We start from the raw sequence: 22,191 nt of genomic DNA on the forward strand, positions 1-22,191 counted from the left end.
AACCGAATACCATGAAAAAAATAGTAGTTATAGACAATTATGATAGCTTCACTTATAATTTAGTGCACTATTTAGAAGATTTGAATTGCGAAGTAACCGTTTTCAGAAACGATGAATTCCATTTGGACGAATTAAAACCCTTCAATAAAATTCTACTTTCTCCAGGTCCTGGAGTTCCTGACGAAGCCGGTTTATTGAAAGAAGTCATCAAAACCTATGCGTCTACAAAAAGTATTCTTGGCGTTTGTTTAGGACAGCAAGCTATCGGAGAAGTTTTTGGTGGAACACTGACGAATCTTGAAAAAGTCTATCATGGAGTGGCTACCCTTGTTAAAATCACCGTAACCGACGAAATACTTTTTAAAGATTTAGAGGATGAAATTGAAGTCGGGCGTTACCACTCTTGGGTAGTATCCAAAAATAATTTCCCTGAGGTTTTAGATATTACTTCTATTGATGAAAAAGGAGAAATCATGTCGTTGCGCCATAAAACCTTCGATGTACGCGGTGTCCAATATCATCCTGAAAGTGTATTAACACCCAACGGAAAAAAAATTCTAGAAAACTGGGTAAACAACTAAAAACTAGAGGTAAAAACATAAAAATCAACATTTTAAAACCTGAATTTAGGATAGTAAGTTTTACTAACCCAAGAGATTCTATTTCCAGATTTAAATACAATAAAACTCAAAATCATCAAAATGAAAACAATATTAAACCGACTCATACAACACGAAACATTGGGTAAAGAAGAAGCAAAAACAGTACTCAAAAACATCTCTGAAGGAAGTTACAATACAACACAAATTGCCAGTTTCTTGACTGTCTACATGATGCGAAGCATTACAGTAGATGAATTGGCTGGTTTCAGAGAAGCTTTGCTAGAACTTTGTTTACCCGTTGATTTGTCTGATTACAACACCATTGATTTATGCGGAACCGGAGGTGACGGAAAAAACACTTTCAATATTTCCACTCTCGCCTCTTTTATAGCAGCAGGAGCCGGAATTCAAGTGGCTAAACACGGAAACTATGGAGTCTCTTCTATCTCTGGTTCTAGTAATGTCATGGAAACTCTAGGCATAAAGTTCAGTAATGAAGAAGCTTTCTTAAAAAAATCTATCGAAGAAGCGGGTATTTGTATCTTACACGCCCCGCTCTTCCACCCTGCTATGAAAAACGTGGCGGCCATTCGAAAAGATTTGGCAGTAAAAACTTTTTTCAATGTGTTAGGTCCTATGGTAAATCCGAGTGCTCCAAAACATCAATTGGTAGGTGTTTTTAATTTAGAATTAGCTCGAATGTATGCCTATTTGTATCAAAACACCGAGATTAATTTTACCATTTTACATAGTTTAGATGGTTACGATGAAATCTCGCTCACCGGAAATACCAAAATTATTTCTAAAAACTACGAACAGATTTTAAAACCTGAAGATTTTCAATTAAAAAAATTACAAGAAATTGAAATTCAGGGCGGTACCACTGTCGAAAAATCAGCCGAAATATTCCTAAATATCTTATCAGGAAATGGTACTGAAGCTCAAAACAACGTCGTATGTGCCAATGCAGGTATGGCCATTGCAACGGTCAAAAATATAGACCCCAAAGAAGCCTTCGAGTTAGCCAAAGAAAGCTTATTTAGTGGAAAAGCATTAGAAAAATTAAAAAAACTACAACAACTAAGTCGATAATCATGACCATTTTAGATCAAATCATAGCTAGTAAGAAAAGAGAAGTAACACTCAAAAAGCAGCTTATTCCCGCTGCGCAACTGGAATATTCCGTTTTGTTTAATACCAAAACCTATTCTCTGAGCAAAATGCTTCGCAATGCTCCAGTAGGAATTATCGCAGAACACAAAAGAAGATCTCCTTCTAAATCGGTAATCAATCACAGTTTTCCGGTAGAAGAAGTAGTTATAGGTTACCAAAATGCAGGAGCTTGTGGGATTTCTGTATTAACCGACGGTCAATATTTCGGAGGATCGTTAGAGGATCTTCTTTTAGCCAAAGCATCCGTAAACATTCCTTTGTTACGCAAGGAGTTCATTATTGATGAGTACCAAATACTAGAAGCGAAAGCGCATGGAGCCGATGCCATCTTATTGATTGCTGCAGTTTTAACTCGAAATGAAATCAAAAATCTCTCCGAATTCGCACAATCTTTAGGCTTAGAAGTACTTCTAGAAGTTCACAATCTCGAAGAACTCGAAAAATCCATCTTACCTAGTTTAGATATGATTGGTGTGAACAATCGCAATCTAAAAAACTTCGAAGTCAGCTTGGAATATAGCACTGAACTAGCGCAACATATTCCGAATGAGTTTATAAAAGTATCCGAAAGCGGCATCAGTTCGGTTGAAGCGATCCAAAAACTACAACCACAAGGATATCAAGGTTTTTTAATTGGAGAACATTTCATGAAGACCGATAATCCTGGCGCTGCCGCTGCTTCATTTCTTAACTCTTTACTAGTAAAATCATGAAATTAAAAATTTGTGGCATGAAATATCCTGAAAACATTCAGGAAGTAGCAGCAATACTTCCCGATTATATGGGATTTATTTTCTATAAAAAATCGCCCCGTTTTTTTAATGGAGAAATCCCAACAATACCGAATTCCATTCAAAAAGTAGGCGTATTTGTTAATGCAACTCTCGAAGAAATCATAACCAAAACGTTACAGTATGAATTAGATTTGGTGCAACTTCACGGTAATGAAACTCCACAATTTTGCACGGACTTAAAAACAGAACTTGACCATCAAAAAAAAGAAACGGTAAAAATCATTAAAGCATTTCCGGTTAATGATTTCTTTGATTTCAACAACTGTAAGCCTTACGAAACAACCTGCGACTTTTTCTTATTTGATACCAAAGGAGAAAATCCCGGTGGCAACGGAACTAGTTTCGACTGGCAGGTTTTAAAAGATTATTCTTTAACAAAGCCCTTTTTTCTGAGTGGCGGCATTGGATTGGATAAAACAGAATCTTTAAAACAACTCAAATTACCTATATATGCCATCGATGTTAATAGCAAATTCGAAACAAAACCAGGAAATAAAAACATACAACTTTTAAAAAAATTACAACATGAACTATCACGTTAACGAACAAGGATTCTATGGCGATTTCGGAGGTGCCTTTATCCCTGAAATGCTATACCCAAATGTAGAAGAATTACGCCAAATCTATGGTAAAATCATTGCAACGGAGAGTTTTCAAAACGAATTTCAACAACTCTTGAAAGACTATGTAGGTCGTCCTACTCCACTCTATTTTGCCGAAAGACTTTCCGATAAATATCAAACAAAAATCTACCTGAAAAGAGAAGATTTATGTCATACTGGTGCTCATAAAATCAACAATACTATTGGTCAAATATTACTAGCCAAAGAATTGGGAAAAACCAGAATTATTGCGGAAACCGGTGCGGGACAACACGGCGTGGCAACGGCAACCGTTTGTGCTTTAATGGGATTACAATGTATTGTTTACATGGGCGAAATCGATATTCAACGTCAAGCTCCCAATGTAGCCCGTATGAAAATGTTAGGTGCTGAAGTACGCCCAGCCACATCGGGTTCTAAAACCTTGAAAGACGCTACAAACGAAGCTATTAGAGATTGGATCAACAATCCAATAGATACGTTTTACATCATCGGATCAGTAGTCGGACCTCATCCTTATCCCGATTTAGTAGCTCAATTTCAAAGTGTCATTTCTAAAGAGATTCAATCGCAACTATTAGAAAAAGAAGGCAAAGAAAATCCAGATTATGTTATTGCTTGTGTAGGTGGTGGAAGTAATGCTGCCGGAGCATTTTATCATTTCCTAGAAAACGAAAACGTTGCTCTTATCGCGGCGGAAGCAGCAGGAAAAGGAATATATTCTGGTGAAAGTGCCGCTACCTCTATATTGGGAAAAACAGGTGTTATTCACGGAAGTAAAACTCTTTTAATGCAGTCGGAGGATGGTCAAATTACAGAACCTTATTCAATTTCTGCCGGTTTAGATTATCCTGGAATTGGTCCACTACATGCCCATTTATTTGCATCCAAAAGAGCCGAATTCATTGCTATTACGGATGAAGAAGCCATGAAAGCTGGTTTACAATTATGCAAAATGGAGGGTATTATTCCGGCTATCGAAAGTGCGCATGCTTTAGCTGTTTTAGATCAAAAACAGTTTGATCGTAACGATATTGTGGTCATCAATCTTTCAGGTCGTGGCGACAAAGATTTAAATACATACATCGATTATTTTAATTTTTAACAGAGCGTTTTCACCACGGCGAACAGGCTGTACGCTATATCTTTTCATAGTCTTTCGACAAAGTCAACGAGCATGAAAAGGATGCCACTTCCATCCCTAACGCAAAAATAAAACATAAAAAATGAACCGAATCAATATAAAATTACAAGAAGACAAAAAAATTCTATCCATCTACTTCACCGCAGGATATCCAAATTTGAACGATACTGTTTCTATTATTCAAAAACTTGAGAAAAGTGGTGTAGACATGATCGAAATTGGACTGCCATTTAGTGATCCACTAGCAGACGGTCCCACCATTCAGGAAAGTTCCTCCAAAGCTTTAGAAAATGGAATGACCACAAAATTACTTTTTGAACAACTAGCACACATCCGTGAAACTGTTCAAATTCCTTTAATCATTATGGGCTATTTCAACCCTATTCTTCAGTTTGGAATGGAAAAATTTTGTGAACAGTGCGCACAAATTGGCATCGATGGGCTAATCATCCCAGATCTTCCATTGGAAATTTTCGAACAGCAATACCAATCGCTCTTTGAAAAATACAATCTCAAAAACATTCGCTTAATCACACCACAGACTTCAGAGGAGCGTATCCGAAAAATAGATGCCTTATCGGACAGTTTTATTTATATGGTAAGTAGTTCTAGTACCACTGGAGGGCAAAGTTCTTTTGGTGAATCGCAACAAAACTATTTCAATAGAATTACTCAAATGCAATTAAAAAACCCTCAAATCATAGGATTTGGTATTTCTAATCAGGAAACCTTTTCTCAAGCCACCAAACAACAAAAAGGAGGAATTATAGGAAGTGCATTCATTCAACATTTAAATCAAAATAAAATCGAGACCATTCCAGACTTCGTAGCGAAAATTTTATGTTAATTTTGGCATTGTTTTGTAGTATATTTGCAAAAAATTAAAAGCACATGAACTTACACAACATTCCTAACATCAAGCATTTAGATAGCGGGAACTTTTTTATACTAGCAGGCCCTTGTGCCATTGAAGGTGAAGAAATGGCCATGCGCATCGCCGAAAAGTTGGTTGGCATTACTGACAATCTAAAAATTCCTTACGTTTTTAAAGGATCATTCAAAAAAGCCAACCGTTCAAGAATTGATAGTTTTTCTGGCATTGGTGATGAAAAAGCTTTAAAAATATTACAAAAAGTAGCAAAGGAATTCGGAGTGCCTACTGTAACCGATATACATACTAACGAAGACGCTCCAATGGCTGCAGAATATGTAGATGTATTGCAAATTCCAGCATTTTTAGTTCGTCAAACAGATTTAGTAGTTGCTGCTGCCAACACTGGAAAAACGGTAAACCTAAAAAAAGGACAATTCATGAGTCCAGAAAGTATGAAACATGCCGTACAAAAAGTATTGGATTGCCAAAACGAAAATGTAATGGTAACCGATCGTGGTACAATGTTTGGCTATCAGGATATGATTGTTGATTTTCGTGGTATTCCAACCATGCAACAATATGCCACAACGGTTTTAGACGTGACTCATTCACTACAACAACCAAACCAAACGGTTGGTGTAACTGGTGGTCGTCCGGACATGATTGAAACTATTGCCAAAGCAGGTATTGCTGTTGGTGTAGACGGAATCTTTATTGAAACGCATTTTGACCCTGCTAACGCAAAAAGCGACGGTGCCAATATGCTTCATTTAGATCATTTTGAAGGATTAATGAAAAAATTAGTTGCTATAAGACAGACTGTAAATAACTTTTAACTACAATAATAACCCCAAATCTTAATTTAAAAATGAGAAGCCTACTTATTGTAGCATTATCTTTTTGTGCCTTAGGTTCAAAAAGTTTTGCTCAAGAAATCGATGCTCAAACTAATGGTAAATACACCTCTAGTAACAAAGGTAAATTTTACATTTACTGGGGAGGAAACCGTGAAAAATATTCTGACTCTGATATTGAATTTAGAGGAGCCGATTATAATTTCACACTGCATAATGTTCAAGCCGTAGACAAACCAAAAGGCTGGCATCTTGACTACTTTAACCCTTCACGAATGACGATTCCTCAAACTAATTTTAGAATCGGTTATTTCATTACAGACAAATACAACATCTCTATTGGTGTAGATCACATGAAGTATGTGATGCTTCAAGACAAAGTTGTAAACTATACAGGAAATTATCCTGACCGTGGTATTTATGGTGAAGCGGTTGCTAACGGACAAGTTTTATTAACAGAAGATTTCTTGACTTTTGAACATACCGATGGTTTGAATTACATCAATACCGAATTTTCAAGAGTAGACGATATTTCTTCTAAACTGTTTAAAACATGGAATAGTGATAAATTCCAAATTAATGTGACCGAAGGAATCGGTGTTGGATTTTTATACCCAAAAACCAATTCAAAATTATTAGGTAAACAAAGACATGATGATTTTCATATTGCCGGTTACGGATTATCTGCCAAAGTTGGATTGAACTTCACTTTCTTCAAACATTATTTCATCCAAACGGAATTAAAAGGTGGTTACATCAACATGAACGATATCAGAACCACTCACGATCCTGCTGACAGAGCGAGTCAAGATTTTTGGTTTGCTCAGAGCGTTATTGCTGTTGGAGGAATTTTCAAATTATAAGCTTAAGCCCTGCAATTGCAGGGCTTTTTTTATGTTAATCGCGTAATTATTTATTGTTCAAAATATTACGTATAAACTAAAAGATTTCATCAGTTCTTCGTTTTCTTCATTTAAATCATTACAATTTATTTGTGAGTTTCCTTTTTTTTATTTTACTTTGTTTTTCAAAGTTCTTTTAAAATTAAAACTATGTTAAACAAAAATCAACTATTTGTTTTAGGAGGCACATGTCTCTTATTACTTATTCCATTAATTGGAATGCTATTTACAAGTGAAATTAACTGGAGTCTTGGTGACTTTATCGTTATGGGTATCTTACTATCAGGATTAGGATTTATTTGTGAATTTGTTTTTAGAAGAATTTCCAACAAAGCTTATAAATTAACTCTAATTGCATCACTAGTAATTGTATTTTTGCTAATTTGGATTGAACTGGCTGTAGGTGTTTTTAACTCACCATTTGCTGGTTCGTAAGCTAAATAATCTGGAAATAAATTTCTTTAAAATGGATTCTAACAATTATTTACAAGACATAAAGGACATTAAACAAATGATGTCACAATCGTCACAATTTATCTCTCTAAGTGGTTTATCGGGAGTTTTAGCGGGTATTTATGCCATTATAGGTGCAATTTATGCAAATAGCTTGATTCTAAATTTAAGTTATGAGAAAACCTACATGACTCTTGAAAGCGAAACCTTTAAGAAAATAATAATTACAGCATTAGTTGTTCTAGTGGCATCACTAATGACTGCTTATGTAATGACTGTTAGAAAAGCTAAGAAAATGGAGGAAAACGTTTGGAATCCATCTTCAAGAAGACTATTAATTAATTTTTTAATTCCATTAGTAACTGGAGGAATTTTCGCTTTGCTCCTACTTCGTCATGGCTATTATGGTTTAGTTGCTCCAATAACTTTGTTGTTTTATGGTTTGGCTTGCTTGAACGCTAGTAAGTATACTTTACGTGATGTTAGATATTTAGGAATTACCGAAATTATTTTAGGCTTATTAGCTGTTGAATTTTCAGGATTTGGTTTGTACTTTTGGGCCATTGGATTTGGATTATGTCATATTGTATATGGTGGAATGATGCATTTTAAATACGATAGAAAATAATGATATCATTTATTCTTTTCTTAACAATTAATATTGTTGTATTTACACTTGTTAAGTATTATTACGGAAATAAATATTCAACATTTAATCAATCAGTCATATGTTCTTTAGTATTTTATGTCTTAGCAGTAATTTGGGCATTTGGAACAAATATTTATCTTAAAAATGAGTTGGATGCTTTAGATTTAGATCATGATGGATTTTTTTCTCCTGTAGAACAAACAATTGAACAACAAAGACTAATGAGAGAAGTAACTTCTGATTTAGGAAGAAATCTCGCTCCAATTACTGGAATATTCTATAGTATAATCTATTTTATATTCCTTTTGATAGGTCAATATTTTTATATTACAATAAAAACAATCATTGAAAAACATAATTCAAAATATCAACAAAGCCTTTGATCACCGAATTCGTTTAGGAATCATGTCTGTACTTATGGTTAACGAAAGTGCCGACTTTACTACCTTAAAAGAATTACTAGGTGTTACTGATGGAAATTTAGCCAGCCATGCAAAAGCATTGGAAGGTGAAAATTATATTGTTGTTGAAAAACAATTTATTGGAAAAAAACCAAACACGAGCTATAAAGTTACAAAAGAAGGACGCAAAGCATTTCAAGAGCATATTGAAGCACTTGAAAAACTATTATCTAAAACATAATCTATTTTTTTACATATTAACTTTGAATTTCAAAGTTCTTTTAAAAATGAAAACACTTAAAAAAATTCCCATTTCAACAGCCATTGCCTTAGTAAGCTTTGGCATTGGCACATTATTATTTCTTTCTTATATGATTACTTCCAATCGAGAATTAGTTTTGATAGGATTCTTCTACACTTACCTGGCAGTAATTCTAAATTCTTTTGTACTTCTTTATCTAATATACCAACTTTTTGCAAAGACAAATAAAGAAGATACTGTAATCAGAATACTAATTCTAATTAGTAACATACCTATCGCTTACTTCTATTTTATAATAGTCGAGAATAAATTCAACAGTTTACAACCCTTTTAAATCAAATAACAATGGAAACACAATTCAATCAACCAAAAAACAGCTTTTTTCAATCAACAACAGTAAAAATGGCCATGGTGGGTTTTTTAACCTTAATCCTACTTATACCTCTAGAATTTGTAAAAGATTTGATTTCTGAACGTTCAAATCGCAAAAAGGAAGTTGTAGAGGAAGTATCAAATCTTTGGGGAAAAGACATTTATTTTTATGGGCCAATTCTAAAAATTCCCTATAAATCATATGAAGAATACAACATCACTAATCCTAGAACTGGAGCAATAACTATTGAGAAGAAAGTCACAATAAAAAATGCTTTTTTCTTTCCTGAAAACTTTAATAGTAAAACAGATGCTAAAAAGAATACTTCATTAAAACGTGGTATTTATAACAATGTGGTATTTACAGCAAACATGGATTTTCAAGGGAATTTTGGTAAACTTAATTTTGAAAAGTTAGGTATAAAATCAGAAGATTTATTATGGAATCAAGCTTCAATAGTGGTCAAAACAACAAATCTAAAGAGCATAAAAAGTGATTTAAATATTGCTTTGAACAATCAAAAACTGAATTTCGAATCAAAATCGGATGAAGATAATTTCTATGGCACTTTAAAATCAGACAAGTTTGATTATTCAACTTTGGCAAAAAGCCAAAGAATAGATTTCAAATTTAATATGGAATACAACGGAAGCAACAGTATTAAGTTTATACCTATTGGTAAAAAAAGTATTGTGAGTTTAGATTCTGATTGGGAATCGCCGAGTTTTGAAGGAGCTTTTGCAGCAAACGACACGACAAAAAAAATAAACAAAAAAGGCTTTCACGCCGATTGGAAAATTCTTGATATCAACAGATCTTTTTCGCAACAACACATAGAAAAAATTCCGAACCTGAACGATTATGCTTTTGGAGCTAAATTAATCGAAACTGTAGATGAATATCAACAAAACGAACGTGCATCAAAATATGGTTTCTTAGTAATTGGATTAACTTTCTTGGTGTTCTTTCTCATCCAATCAATTAGCAAAATTACTATTCATATCTTCCAATACAGTATGATAGGTTTAGCACTAATTATGTTTTATACTTTATTGATTTCTATTACTGAGCATTCGAGTTTTAAACTAGCTTATTTAATTGCAGGTATATCAGTAGTAACGATGATTAGCTTATATTCAAAATCGATACTGAATAAAAAATTTGCTGGATTTATCGCGGTAGCTTTAACAGGCTTGTATACGTTTATTTATGTCATTATTCAATTAGAAAGCTATGCATTATTAGTTGGAAGCATTGGATTATTCGCAATTCTTGGAGCAGTAATGTATTTCTCTCGAAAAATTGAATGGAAATAATTTTCATAAAAAAGAAAAGCGCCAAATGGCGCTTTTCTTATATCCCATATTTATCAATTAAATAAATTAAAGAGGTCATTGTGGCTGCACCCAATTCTAATTCGCGTTTATTAATCGCTTCAAAAGTATCATTAGAAGCATGATGATGATCAAAATAACGTTGTGAATCTGGTCGCAAGCCCGCTTTTACAATACGTTTGGACGTTAGATCCTGAATATCGGCTCCACTGTATCCTCTAGTAAAATAGTGAATCAAATAAGGCTCAAAAAGCGATTTCCACTGCACAATTTTTTCAAAACTAGCATCATCGGCTTCGAAAGAAAAACCTCTCGGGGTAAAGCCTCCCGAATCGCTCTCCATGGCAAAAATGTGATTTTCTTTGTTTTTCAAAGACAACTCTTCATATTTATCACCGCCACGGCCTCCATTTTCCTCATTCATGAACAAAACCACACGTAACGTATTTTTTGGTTTGTATCCTAAATTTTTAAAAATATACGCTACATCCATACTTTGTACGCAACCCGCACCATCGTCATGAGAACCGTCTGCCAAATCCCATGAATCGAGATGACCGCCTACTACCATTATGTTTTCGGGTGTTTCACTCCCTTTAATTTCCCCTACTACATTATAAGACAATACATCTTCCTCTTGAAAACAAGACTGTTTGAAATAAAACATAAGTTTAGGATTGGCTTTTAGTTTTTTACTCAACAATTCCGCACCATTTGTACTAATGGCACAAGCAGGAATGCGTTGTTCTACCGGTAAATCTCCATAACTAGTGTTCCCAGCATGAGGAAGGTCGTCTAATCTGAAGTTTAAAGAACGTACAATTACACCAATAGCTCCATATTTTGAAGCCTCTTTAGCTCCGGCTCTACGCTGATCTCCAGCTCCCGAATAAGCTCTGAAAGCTTCAATCTGACTGTGATCCATCGAACGGTTGAAAAAGACTATTTTTCCTTTCAATTTTTCAACACCTAAAACTTCCAATTCTTTTAAGGATTGAACTTCTACTACTTCTGCGCTAATTCCTTTTTTGGATGTTGCTACAGAACCTCCTAAAGCACAAATAGGAACGCTTACTTTTTTATTTCCATCTTTGAAGTATGCTTCTTCTTTTTCTCCTCTCACCCATTTGGGCACCATAACTTCCTGCAAATACACTTTATCAAACACTCCCAAAGCTTCCATCTGTGCTTTAGTGTATTCAACTGCTTTTTGAGCTCCTTCTGATCCTGACAATCGAGGGCCTATCGAATTAGACAGATATTCTAACCAAGTATAACTTTTGGAATTAGTCAAAGCTTGATGATAAATTGCTTTGAGTTGTTCTTCATCTGACTTTTGAGCAAATCCAGTAGCAAAAGCCAATAATAGTATCCATTTTTTCATTTTATAAGTATTTGGGAATATAAATTAACGAAATAAAAAAATCCCGACAAAATCGGGATCTTAATTTATTTTCCATCTACGTAGTCCTGCAGATAATGGAATCGTTTTGTTAATTTTCCATCTTTACAAATGGTCGCTCTTTCTAGAATTCCATCGGCATCATCATTATAGAAAGCCGGAATGACATGCTGTAAAAACATTTCCCCGAAGCCTTCACTAGCATCTTTAGGCAACTCACAAGGTAAATTATCCACTGCCATTACCACAATGGCTCCCGGATGATCGTAATGAACCTCTTTGTGCTCTCTTGGATAATAACCATAAATAGGATCTGCAATGGTAGATGCTCTTAGAGTACAAGCCACTGGACCGTCTACATCGCAGGAAACATCTGCAACCACTTTAATTTTATTATCAGGAGCATTCAACATTTCACGGGTTAGAATTACCGGCGCTCCATTTCCGTAAAAATGACCGGCAATGTAAATGTCGGACACTTTCGTAAAACGCTCGAAATCGGAAACATAATCCTGAGGATTATTATAAAAATCTGAATTATTTAGAATTTGTCCGTCTTTGCGTCTGTTATAGTCTAACACATCAATTTGAGTATAAACGGGTTGTGTATAGGTTTTTGTTAAAAAATCCTCTGGAGTCACTTGTTTGATCTTCATTGCATCTAGGATCTCTTTGGCTCCCATACCCACTTTACCGTGTCCTGTCAGTACAATCTTCACCGGCGGTAACATCGGGCGACGTAAACGTTCTACTAAAGCTTCTTTATCGGCTAAGGTCTCTGCTTTAGGCAAATTGAATAAATCGTATTTAATACCAAACGCTCTAAAAGCATTGTAAGCCCCTACAATTCCCGCATAACGTCCAAAACCAATCAACCGATTATTAGCCGCATTGACAATCGTTTCATGATCTATAAGCTGGATGTTTTTTTCTAGACAAGCCACCAATAACTTTTGGTTGTGGGGCTGCTTTTTTATCGTATGGGAAAAAAAGAAATACTTTTTGTTGGGAATCAAATGTTCTACAGGTACTTCTTTAACTCCAATAAGAACATCACAATCGGTAAGATCCTGACTCACTTCGAAACCTAACTTTGCGTAGGCCTCGTCTGGGAATACTCTAATATCTGAAGACTCAACTTTAATATTTGCCTGTGGGAACTTTTCTTTTAACTGCACCAATTCATCTGGTGAAAAAACCACACGTCTGTCTGGCGGATTTTTTCTTTCTTTAATAATTCCGAATTTCATTTATTGGGTATTTCAATTGAATAACTAAACAAATAATCACTTTTACGAATGATTTTGTTGCAAATATAACTTTTATCAAATAGAAATCAAGTAGAATTAATCTATAAAAACCATTCGGCTAAAAAGATATCTTTGGTTATATTTGCTTTCCTATTTTTAATACCAATGATTCGTCTATTTCATACTAAATATATTACGCTTGCTTTAAGTTCTTTGCTTTTATTCTCTTGTAAATCAGAAAAAAAGAAACCGGTGATTACAAAAGAAGAAACTAAGATTAACGGAGTTTATACGCTACAGCCTTACACCGAAAACAACTCAAACCTGAGTCCAGAAAGAAAGCAACAAATACGAGACAGCCTTCAATATTTATACAATAAAGAGTTCTTTACCAATGATTTTTCAGGTAGTCTCTTAGTGGCTCAAAACGGAGAAATCCTTTATGAACACTACAGTGGCATGCGAGATTTCAAGAAGCAACAACCTATTACATCGAATACTCCACTGCATATTGCTTCTGTGAGTAAAGTGCTTACAGCGACCGCCACGATGTTGTTGGTTGATTCTAAAAAAATAAGTCTAGACCAAAAAGTCAATACTATTTTAAAGGATTTTCCTTACGAAGACATTACGCTGCGTTTGTTGTTAAATCACCGAAGTGGTTTAAGGAATTACAGTTATTTTACCGACAAAAAAGAGGTTTGGAACAAAAGAGATACGTTACGAAACAGTGATATCATTCCATTAATCCGAAAGCACAATATCGATTTGGAATTTAGACCCGATTCTCGTTTTAGTTATTGCAATACCAATTATGCTCTATTAGCACTGATTATCGAAAAAGAGACGCAAATGGATTATCGTACAGCGATGAAAAAACTGATTTTCGAGCCTTTAAAAATGAAAGATACCTATGTTTTTGACATGAAAAAACATGGCGATACGACGAGTCATTCTTACAAAGGAAACAAAATTCAATACCCGCTGAATCATTTGGATGACATCTACGGGGACAAAAATATTTATTCTACTGTCAGAGATTTATTAAAATTTGACATGGCAACTTATCATTCGTCCTATTTGAATGAGAAATTACGACAAGAAATCTACAAAGGGTACAGTTATGAAAGTAAAGGAATTCGAAACTACGGTCTAGGAATCCGCTTGTTAGAATGGAAAGACGGCAAACAACTCTTTTATCATAACGGTTGGTGGCACGGCAATACTTCGGCTTACATTCATTTACGAAAAGAAAAAGCCACTTTACTTTGTTTATCGAATAAGTATACTCGAAAAACCTACTATTTAAAATTAGCCACCGGATTATTTGGCGATTATCCCTTTCATATCAAAAAGAAAGGGGACGAAATTTTGGAATGATATTTGATATTAATTTAGTATTTTTGCAAAAGATTAAGGGGTCGACTGGTTTTGACAGCGAGTGGAATTAATCAGTAAGCATGTTGAGCATTGAGGTGTTGCTCATTAATATAATGTCTCGAACTTTTACACGGCGAAAATAATTACGCTTTAGCTGCTTAATCCGAAGTTTAGTACGATTTGCCTAGTTCTCACAAGGTGGGAAAGCTAGATTCTCCTCAAAAGCCTTGGTTTGTGGCGGTTGGATAAGGGGAACCGTAAAAATAAACCTAGGGAAGGTAATGCTTTAAATCCTTCCTGACACTGATCAAGCTAAGCTTAAAGTTGCTGTTCTTGGCGTCGCTTTAAGTCGAAAAACTAAGCAAGAACTAAACATGTAGAAAGCTTTTTGATTGCTTGTTTGGACCCGAGTTCGATTCTCGGCGACTCCACTAAAACAATTTCATTTTGAAGCAAAAGCCTGTAAATCGTATGATTTACAGGCTTTTTTGTTTTTCTCTCTTATTCAATATCACTTTTTTCATTCCTATTCTTTGTATTTTCCAATCAATATATATTTGGAAAAATATAATTATTTGAATGTTTTGTATTTTTTGAACTTAATAAAAGTAATCCATTAACTAAAAAAGAGACTTTATCATTAAGACAAAATCTCTTTTACCAAATTAACTAAAACTATAAGATTATGGAAATTGATTGGTAATTAGGATATACCAATTTCTTTTAATAGGAAGGAAATCATTATCGAGTTCCCCCATGTCCTCCAGCAACAATTTTTAAAATCCTGATGTTTAAATAGAAGAATTTAAATAATTGAATGATAAGGTTTTGCATTTTTCTCTTTTGAGAATTTGATATTCTTTGTGTCATGTCTTTAATTTTTACTCGTTACTAAGCACTTATCACTAAATTATTCCGGAATTAACCACCAAAAAGGTTTCATTTTGGCTTTGTAGATAAAAGCATAATGCAACGCTAATTTTACCCAATGCCCAGCTAACCCTATATCACCAAAAGTTTTTTTGATGTCTCTTCCTCCAGTGTCAGGATATTTTTTATAATCAGGTACAATAGGAAAAGTGGTAAAACTAACACCGCTTCCGTGAGTCAAACCATAACCTGCAGATGCAATACAAGCTGCCCCCATGTTACGTAATGAGCCTTTGTGATGTAACGATTCTTTTCCTGCTTTTATAGAATCTATAATATTGTCAGCTACTAATTTGGCAGTAATTCCAGATGGCATACCAGTTCGTGGTGGTGATGGAAAAATTTCGGTTCCGTTTTTACTTTTTCGTGGTTTTGAAATAGGGTGAGGAGGAGCAAATGCAATCCCTGGAGCAAATATATTTTTATAACTTGGATTCTGATAGGTTTCGGGCCAATCTTGAACCTTCCATTCTTCGTATGGTTTTGGGGTATAATCAGCATCTACCACCATGAAACCTCTAAATAATTTTTCGGTTATATTTTGCCCTTCTTTGTCATACGCTTGAAAGCCGTGACCCGAGAAAGCAGGAATCAGCATCCCAAAATCGAAAGTTTCTGTTTTAAATTCACCCTCTAAATTTTCATAGTGTACTAATCCATCTTCAACTTTTGTAACACCCGCTCCTAAAATCCATTTGATGCCTCTGTCTTCAAAAATCATTTCAAGCATGTCTTTGGATTTCATATTAAATCCATTGTAATCCAAAAGCATACCGCCCATTCCAAAATCACCTAATTCGTATTCATTGGAAATCCAAGTAATTTCTGCTTTGTCACGAACACCAAATTTTTGCAATTCGTTTTCAACATTTAAAATATATTCAAATGCAGCACCCTGACAAGTCGCTTTTGCATGTCCGGTTCCAATTAAAATTTTCGCTTTTTTTATCGGATTTTTTTAGTTGGTCAATTAATTTATGAAGTGCCTCTGAAGCTTTTTCAGCATGATCATAAGTACAAACGGAATATACTTTGTTCCTTTCAGGCACTAAGCCTTCAGTCATATCAAAAGCAAGTTTTGGACCAGTAGCATTAATTAGATAATCGTAGGTCACTTTTTCTTGTTTTCCTATGTTATCTCCAAAAACACCTTCTACTAAAATATAGGGTTTTGCTTCAGAACTATCGCCTTCTGGATGAAAAGATACGGCTTTGGCTTGTTTGTAACCAATACCCTTTCTTTTATATAAAGGTTCCAATGGGAAGATCACGTCTTTAGGTTGCATTCTTCCAATTCCCACCCAAATATTGGAAGGCACCCATTGGTAATTTCTATTAGGTGAAACGACTAATACTTCGTGATCTTTAGAAAGTTTTCTTCTTAAATGTGCGGCTGCCGTATGTCCTGCAATACCTGCACCTAAAACAACTATTTTTGCCATGTTTGATTCGTTTAATAATTCAAATCTATAAATTAAGAACCTGTAATTCAGTCGCTTTTGTTAGATTGAGAACTAAATTAAAGCTGGCTCATTTTTCGTTCAAATGCAGCTAAATGTCTTTTAGATGCAAAAAGAAGCGATTCTAAAATTTGCTTTTCGCTTAGAGGTATCTTTTTCGTTAATACTATTTCTAAATCTGAAATATCCGTTTTTTCTATTATACGTCCCACTTCAAGAGCACTTTTAGGCGATTGTAAACCTTTTGCTAAAAGTTTATTGTATAAGTTTTGGAGTACTACACTATGAAATTTTCCTTTTTCTGCAAATAATTCAAACGAAATTGCTTTTTCTTTAATTATAATTTCTACACTTTCCATGTGACGCCTTTCGCTTTGTTTAATGTTATGAAAGACACGTAAATCCCATTTTTTTCCTAAAGTATCGTAAATATCATGTGCTAATTTTTCTTCTTCCCACAAATAACGATAATCAATGGTAGAATTTTCTTGTGCTTTACTCATTTGTGTACCAAAAAGTACCACTATCAATACTATTTTAATTACATTGTTCATGACTTGAAGTTATAATTGAATTAAACACTACTGTTGTTAAAAATTGAGGATTATAGGTAACTCCTAAATTATCTAAAGTTGAAACAAAACTTCTCAAATGATTTCTTGAACCACATTGTAAGTTTTGATATGCTAATATTAGTGATTTGTTAGTCGATTCATTAATATAGTTTTCTAAATCAACAATATCTAAATCTTCTATCGTTGCTCCTATTTTTAATGCTTCAACACTACTTACCTGACCATCAATAATGAATTGATTGTAGAAATTTTGTAAATTTTGATTCGAAAATTGCCCTTCAGGAAGAATTGTATATTCTATATTATGTTGCTCTAAAATAGTAACAATAGCATCCATATGACTTTGCTCACTATTTTTAATATTATTAAACAGGCTTAAGCCCCATAAATTATTCATGTAGTTGTAAGTATCCCTTGCTAATTTTTCTTCTTCAAGCATGAACAATACCCCCTCTTTTTCTTTTGGCGTTAATACTACATTTTTTGTATTATCTTCATTGTCACTACAGGAAACTGTAAATAACACAATCATGATAGCTTTTATAATAAAAAATTTAATTTTCATTTGTATACTTTTAAATAAAACTATTAAATAATACCTCTTATAATTGAACAAACAATTTACATTTGTTACAATGGTTTCCATCACACATATCAATCAGGTCATGTATAACTTGTGTTTCAAGTTTCACTTTTCCGTTGAATGTTTTATAAAGAAATAAAAAGTTATCGGCTACTATTGTAATTTAATTTATATTGCTTTTCATTCCGTGTATTTAGCATTTGTATCAACTCATCTTTAGACGATACGGCTAAATTTTTGTAAATTACAGTGGTAAGTAAAGCCTAAAAAAAATAAGATTTAAGTTTAAATTATTTTATAACAACTTCAAAATGAGGCATATCTAAGTTAAAAAAATTAATTCTATTTACCAAATCACAAAACATTAGAAATTTCTTTCGGTAGAGGGTATGCTCCTCTAGTCATATTATTTTTTATTAAAAGTGATACTCCAAATACCGCGTACTTCATTCTCTTTATACCCAACCGCTAAATCTTTGGGATATAATTTCTTAATTTGTTTTTGTACTTCAGGTTTAATTTGTGTTCCATGACATTGCAAACACATCGTATTGGTTTCAATCGGGTAATAAAATTGGACTTGATTTTCTTTTTCTATTACAACGGGTTTGATTTCTTTTTTTTCTGCCAATTCCTTTTTAAATTGAGCGATGTATTCTAATTCTTCACTATTGGCTTTATTCTTTGGATTTCTATTTTTGTCAGAAACACGCTTTATGGTGGCGTTATATTTAGTTGACATACTATCTGTTAAAGGGATTGCTTGATGATTGCAAAAAGCTAAAGCTTCCAAAGTTTCTTTTTTTTGAATCGATTCCATTAAATTTTTGCCCAATACTTTTTTAGTTCCTAAGGCATATTCTAAACCTATATCAGCATAGGTTTTTTCTTTCTCAGTCACTTCATAAGGTTTACCAGATTGTTTCCAATTTTTATTTCCATGGCCTTTCCAATGTTCGGCAAACCATTCTGGAGCTTCAATTTGGTACTCATACATAAAATCAGCTATTTTTTCTACGCTTCCTTCAGGAAATACTTGTTTGGGCATTAATCCATGCTTTTTAACCGCTCCATACATCAACGCTTTATCTTCCGTTGGATTTTTCACAAAGGATGTCATAGCAGCTATAAATTCCTCCTTGTTAAAGCCCTCTTTATCTATATATCGAGCTTTAATGGCTACCATTGGTGGAGCAATTCTTCCTTCATTTTCTCCAGCATTAGGACTATGACACAAATAACAATGGGTTTCCATTAGTTTTTTACCTTCGTGTTCATTTTTTACCTCATTAGTAGTTTCCGCAATAGGTATAGGCTGAATTTCATTTTTATCATTTTTGCAACCTACAAGTCCTAAAAATGAAAATAATATAAAGATATTTTTCATAAATTATGATTTTTAATCAAAAATAACGAAAGTTCGAATGAAAAATTGTAACAATTATCACACATTAATTATCCCTATGAAAGAATAATCAAAAGAAGGAAACATCAGTTGTAATTCATGTTACAATTTAAATATGTATGGAGTGGGTGCCTTACCACGTTCTACTACATTCATCTTTACAAAAATTAGGATTCTACCATCAATTCTACACTTCATGGTTGTCCAAAGCTTTATAAACCAAGCCTTTCAACCTCTTAAAAGCCTTTCAAGACATAAACCCCATATCAAGAACCAGAAAGTTTCGTAACAGAAGTAATTTAGCCTCCCAATTCTTTTTTGAGCATAATTGGCAGGATGTAACAAAATATAGGTGCTGTTTGGTACATCTACCAATTCCAAATGTCATTTGTTATTCGTGCTGTAAGACATGAATTTATCGGGGTTTGTTGGAGTTGAAAAAAAAAACACCCCGCCCTGCAGGCACCTCTCTTGGAAAGCAGGGAAGAATAACGGATTATGAATTGTAATTTCAGGAGGAAAAATTGACCTAGTCTTTAGGTTTTTTTTACGATTTTTCTGTCATCTTAAACCTAAAACACTAAAAAACAACACTATAACCCCTTTTCATTTGTCCCCTTTTTACTCTAATTTGTCCCCCTTGTCCCCTTGGATTTTTTTGGTTTTCCCTTTTAATTTTGAAGGTTTGAAGAATAAAGATTATAGATAGTTCTTTAAGCTTATTGTAAAGTTGTGGGTTTATAAAAATTGTATTCTCCGATTGTATCAATTGGAGGTTGTTTGTGCTCTACTCTCTTACTCTTTGTTCTGATAAAAAAATGGAATATTAATTATAATTAACATACTTAAAATTAATCTTTATGAAAAAAAATTATTTTTTATTCTTTCTGTTTTTTGTTTCGTTACTCTCGTTCGGACAAGTTCAAATTGGAAGCGATATTAATGGAAAAATTAACGGTGAAAGAAGTGGCTATAGCGTTTCTTTATCCGATGACGGTAAAATAGTCGCAATTGGTTCTCCATATAACATTGATACTGGTAAAGGTGTTGTGCGAGTATATAAAAACACTTCAGGTACATGGACTCAAATTGGAGCAGATATTATAGCGACAACTAGCGACATATCTTTTGGTTTTAGTGTTTCGCTATCTAAAGATGGTAACATACTTGCCATTGGAGCAACTCAAACTCCTGCAAGAGGTAGTAATACAGGTATTGTGCGTGTTTATGAAAATAAATTAGGTACTTGGACACAAATGAGCACTGATATTATAGGTGGTAATGCCGGTAATTATTTTGGCTGGAGTGTTTCATTATCTGATAATGGTGACAAAATTGCGATCGGAGCCCCTTTTGCTAATTCCCAATTCATTCAACAAGGTTACGTAGATATTTACGAATACAAATACAAAACACAAAGCGCCATTAGGAAATCTTGGGTTAAAATGGGAAGCAGTATTAATGGTGTAAATCAATCTGATTTCACAGGTTATAGTGTTTCACTATCTGCTGATGGAAGTACAGTTGCTGTCGGGTACCCAGGAAACCCGACGTCCTTCGGTACCAATAATGCTGTAAAAGTCTACAAATACATAAATAGTGCATGGACTCTAGTTAATAGTCAAATAACTGGACAACCAAATGAGAGTTTCGGCACTAGTGTTTCTCTATCAGCCGATGGAAACACTGTTGCTATTGGGGCTACAAATGACAGTTCTTCTAATGGGAAAGTAAGCGTGTATCAAAACGTTTCGAATGTTTGGACTAAGATTGGATCTGATATTATTGGAGAAGCAGCAGGAGATCAATTTGGCTATAGCGTATCACTCTCCAATGACGGTACCACGGTTGCTATTGGAGCCGAAGGCAACGATGGAAATGGAACGGATTCCGGTCACGTACGCATCTATCAGAATAAGGGTGGTGTTTGGACCAAAATTGGTGTAGATATTAAAGGAAAAGTATCTAATGACTTTAGCGGTCATGTTGCTCTCTCAGGAGATGCTAATACAATTGCTGTTGGTGCTCCAGGTAATGCCGCTGGACATGTACGTGTCTATGATCTTGCTACTTTGGGTTCAGATGATTTTGTGCTAGAACGTTTTGCTGTTTACCCGAATCCAGCTATCGATTTTGTGACTATTCAATTACAAGACAATTTAACCTTAGAACGTGTTAATATTTATAATTCTTTAGGACAATTGGTTAAAACCGATTCTCAACATACTATCAATATTTCTGCTTTGGCCAAAGGAACATATTATTTTGAGGTGCATACCAATCAAGGAAAAGCGACTCGTGCTGTCGTGAAATAAAAATTTACAATATCCTATTATAGAGGCGGTTTCTTGAGGAGACCACCTCTTTTATTTTTGTGTTTTGGCTTTGCAAAAAATTAGTGAATAGGACTTCAATAAAGTAAAACATAATATTTCAATCACTTAAAAATACACTTCATTTTTTACTTAAAGTTAATCTGAAAAAATTCGACTCCTAAGAAAATACCATAATCTAATCCATCTTTCAGAATTTTCTTTTTTTTCGGAAGAAAAAACTTTTTAAACCCTCTTTATCATGCCCTTATCGACAATGTCAATTTGATTGTTTCTTGAATAATAAAATTAATTAGGTTTTGAGGCTCGGTTGAATGTTCATTTTTCATGTTTGCGATATAGTCTCTAACGAGAAATAATCTAATAGACAAAAGACAAATGGTTCTTGATCAATTGGATTATTATTATCATGAGGAACTATTTAATAAACACCCCGCCCTACGGGCACCCCTCTTG

Annotated in this window: 24 protein-coding genes and 1 other RNA gene; 17 read left to right on the top strand and 8 right to left on the bottom strand. The window is 34.1% G+C overall.

What is annotated here, in order from left to right:
* Positions 1-11 precede the first annotated feature (11 nt).
* The 14 genes from NAT50_RS05815 (at position 12) to creD (ending at position 10,399) form a co-directional block, all read left to right on the top strand.
* On the top strand, positions 12-581 hold the full coding sequence (locus NAT50_RS05815; RefSeq protein ID WP_250592273.1) for an anthranilate synthase component II: 570 nt from the start codon (positions 12-14) through the stop codon (positions 579-581).
* 120 nt (positions 582-701) lie between these two features.
* Positions 702-1,694, top strand: coding sequence for an anthranilate phosphoribosyltransferase (gene trpD / locus NAT50_RS05820; protein ID WP_250592274.1), 993 nt, complete (start codon positions 702-704; stop codon positions 1,692-1,694).
* A 2-nt stretch (positions 1,695-1,696) separates the two neighbouring features.
* Positions 1,697-2,488: an indole-3-glycerol phosphate synthase TrpC gene (gene trpC, locus NAT50_RS05825; RefSeq protein ID WP_250592275.1), complete on the top strand. Its 792-nt coding sequence runs from the start codon at positions 1,697-1,699 to the stop codon at positions 2,486-2,488.
* A complete protein-coding gene (locus NAT50_RS05830; RefSeq protein WP_250592276.1) occupies positions 2,485-3,111 on the top strand; it encodes a phosphoribosylanthranilate isomerase in 627 nt (208 codons plus the stop codon). Before trpC ends, NAT50_RS05830 begins: the two co-directional genes overlap by 4 nt.
* Complete coding sequence (trpB, locus tag NAT50_RS05835) at positions 3,095-4,276, top strand: tryptophan synthase subunit beta (protein ID WP_250592277.1); 1,182 nt, start codon at positions 3,095-3,097, stop codon at positions 4,274-4,276. Before NAT50_RS05830 ends, trpB begins: the two co-directional genes overlap by 17 nt.
* A gap of 121 nt (positions 4,277-4,397) precedes the next feature.
* Positions 4,398-5,162, top strand: a complete 765-nt coding sequence (gene trpA / locus NAT50_RS05840) for a tryptophan synthase subunit alpha (RefSeq protein WP_250592278.1) — start codon at positions 4,398-4,400, stop codon at positions 5,160-5,162.
* Positions 5,163-5,206: 44 nt separating this feature from the next.
* Positions 5,207-6,025 carry a 3-deoxy-8-phosphooctulonate synthase gene (gene kdsA, locus NAT50_RS05845; RefSeq protein WP_250592279.1) on the top strand — a complete coding sequence of 273 codons (819 nt, stop codon included), beginning with the start codon at positions 5,207-5,209 and terminating at the stop codon, positions 6,023-6,025.
* A gap of 32 nt (positions 6,026-6,057) precedes the next feature.
* Positions 6,058-6,906, top strand: coding sequence for a hypothetical protein (locus NAT50_RS05850; RefSeq protein ID WP_250592280.1), 849 nt, complete (start codon positions 6,058-6,060; stop codon positions 6,904-6,906).
* A 189-nt stretch (positions 6,907-7,095) separates the two neighbouring features.
* Positions 7,096-7,380, top strand: coding sequence for a hypothetical protein (locus NAT50_RS05855; RefSeq protein ID WP_250592281.1), 285 nt, complete (start codon positions 7,096-7,098; stop codon positions 7,378-7,380).
* A gap of 31 nt (positions 7,381-7,411) precedes the next feature.
* Complete coding sequence (locus NAT50_RS05860) at positions 7,412-8,026, top strand: hypothetical protein (RefSeq protein WP_250592282.1); 615 nt, start codon at positions 7,412-7,414, stop codon at positions 8,024-8,026.
* Positions 8,026-8,430, top strand: a complete 405-nt coding sequence (locus NAT50_RS05865; protein WP_250592283.1) for a hypothetical protein — start codon at positions 8,026-8,028, stop codon at positions 8,428-8,430. Before NAT50_RS05860 ends, NAT50_RS05865 begins: the two co-directional genes overlap by 1 nt.
* Positions 8,393-8,689: a winged helix-turn-helix domain-containing protein gene (locus NAT50_RS05870; RefSeq protein WP_250592284.1), complete on the top strand. Its 297-nt coding sequence runs from the start codon at positions 8,393-8,395 to the stop codon at positions 8,687-8,689. Before NAT50_RS05865 ends, NAT50_RS05870 begins: the two co-directional genes overlap by 38 nt.
* Positions 8,690-8,735: 46 nt before the next feature.
* Positions 8,736-9,044 (top strand): hypothetical protein, encoded by a 309-nt coding sequence (locus NAT50_RS05875; RefSeq protein ID WP_250592285.1) that lies wholly within the window; start codon positions 8,736-8,738, stop codon positions 9,042-9,044.
* A gap of 11 nt (positions 9,045-9,055) precedes the next feature.
* Positions 9,056-10,399 carry a cell envelope integrity protein CreD gene (gene creD, locus NAT50_RS05880; protein WP_250592286.1) on the top strand — a complete coding sequence of 448 codons (1,344 nt, stop codon included), beginning with the start codon at positions 9,056-9,058 and terminating at the stop codon, positions 10,397-10,399.
* Between the two features lie 37 nt (positions 10,400-10,436).
* On the opposite strand, the gene NAT50_RS05885 is transcribed toward creD, so the two are convergent.
* Positions 10,437-11,801, bottom strand: coding sequence for a M28 family peptidase (locus NAT50_RS05885; protein WP_250592287.1), 1,365 nt, complete (start codon positions 11,799-11,801; stop codon positions 10,437-10,439).
* A gap of 65 nt (positions 11,802-11,866) precedes the next feature.
* Positions 11,867-13,069 carry an NAD(P)-dependent oxidoreductase gene (locus tag NAT50_RS05890; RefSeq protein WP_250592288.1) on the bottom strand — a complete coding sequence of 401 codons (1,203 nt, stop codon included), beginning with the start codon at positions 13,067-13,069 and terminating at the stop codon, positions 11,867-11,869.
* A gap of 252 nt (positions 13,070-13,321) precedes the next feature.
* Between NAT50_RS05890 and NAT50_RS05895 the strand changes: the two genes are divergently transcribed.
* Together NAT50_RS05895 and ssrA are read left to right on the top strand one after the other, a co-directional pair.
* Positions 13,322-14,449: a serine hydrolase domain-containing protein gene (locus NAT50_RS05895; protein WP_250592289.1), complete on the top strand. Its 1,128-nt coding sequence runs from the start codon at positions 13,322-13,324 to the stop codon at positions 14,447-14,449.
* 37 nt (positions 14,450-14,486) lie between these two features.
* Positions 14,487-14,883: a transfer-messenger RNA gene (ssrA, locus tag NAT50_RS05900) on the top strand.
* A gap of 307 nt (positions 14,884-15,190) precedes the next feature.
* On the opposite strand, the gene NAT50_RS12340 is transcribed toward ssrA, so the two are convergent.
* The 6 genes from NAT50_RS12340 to NAT50_RS05920 all read right to left on the bottom strand — a co-directional run bounded on the left by NAT50_RS12340 (position 15,191) and on the right by NAT50_RS05920 (position 19,384).
* Entirely contained in the window at positions 15,191-15,319 is a 129-nt protein-coding gene (locus NAT50_RS12340) for a hypothetical protein (protein WP_262918607.1), read from the bottom strand.
* Between the two features lie 40 nt (positions 15,320-15,359).
* Positions 15,360-16,235 (bottom strand): NAD(P)/FAD-dependent oxidoreductase, encoded by an 876-nt coding sequence (locus tag NAT50_RS12365; protein ID WP_317236672.1) that lies wholly within the window; start codon positions 16,233-16,235, stop codon positions 15,360-15,362.
* 25 nt (positions 16,236-16,260) lie between these two features.
* Positions 16,261-16,821 (bottom strand): FAD/NAD(P)-binding oxidoreductase, encoded by a 561-nt coding sequence (locus tag NAT50_RS12370; RefSeq protein ID WP_317236673.1) that lies wholly within the window; start codon positions 16,819-16,821, stop codon positions 16,261-16,263.
* Between the two features lie 77 nt (positions 16,822-16,898).
* Positions 16,899-17,393, bottom strand: coding sequence for a DUF2202 domain-containing protein (locus NAT50_RS05910; protein WP_250592290.1), 495 nt, complete (start codon positions 17,391-17,393; stop codon positions 16,899-16,901).
* Positions 17,377-17,979: a DUF2202 domain-containing protein gene (locus tag NAT50_RS05915; protein WP_250592291.1), complete on the bottom strand. Its 603-nt coding sequence runs from the start codon at positions 17,977-17,979 to the stop codon at positions 17,377-17,379. Before NAT50_RS05915 ends, NAT50_RS05910 begins: the two co-directional genes overlap by 17 nt.
* 424 nt (positions 17,980-18,403) lie before the next feature.
* Positions 18,404-19,384 carry a c-type heme family protein gene (locus NAT50_RS05920; protein ID WP_250592292.1) on the bottom strand — a complete coding sequence of 327 codons (981 nt, stop codon included), beginning with the start codon at positions 19,382-19,384 and terminating at the stop codon, positions 18,404-18,406.
* 878 nt (positions 19,385-20,262) lie between these two features.
* Here NAT50_RS05920 and NAT50_RS05925 point away from each other — a divergent pair.
* Complete coding sequence (locus tag NAT50_RS05925; protein ID WP_250592293.1) at positions 20,263-21,717, top strand: T9SS type A sorting domain-containing protein; 1,455 nt, start codon at positions 20,263-20,265, stop codon at positions 21,715-21,717.
* The last annotated feature ends 474 nt before the right edge of the window (positions 21,718-22,191 follow it).

Origin of the sequence: Flavobacterium luminosum, from assembly GCF_023635005.1 — a bacterium.
Classification (GTDB): Bacteria; Bacteroidota; Bacteroidia; order Flavobacteriales; family Flavobacteriaceae; genus Flavobacterium; species Flavobacterium luminosum.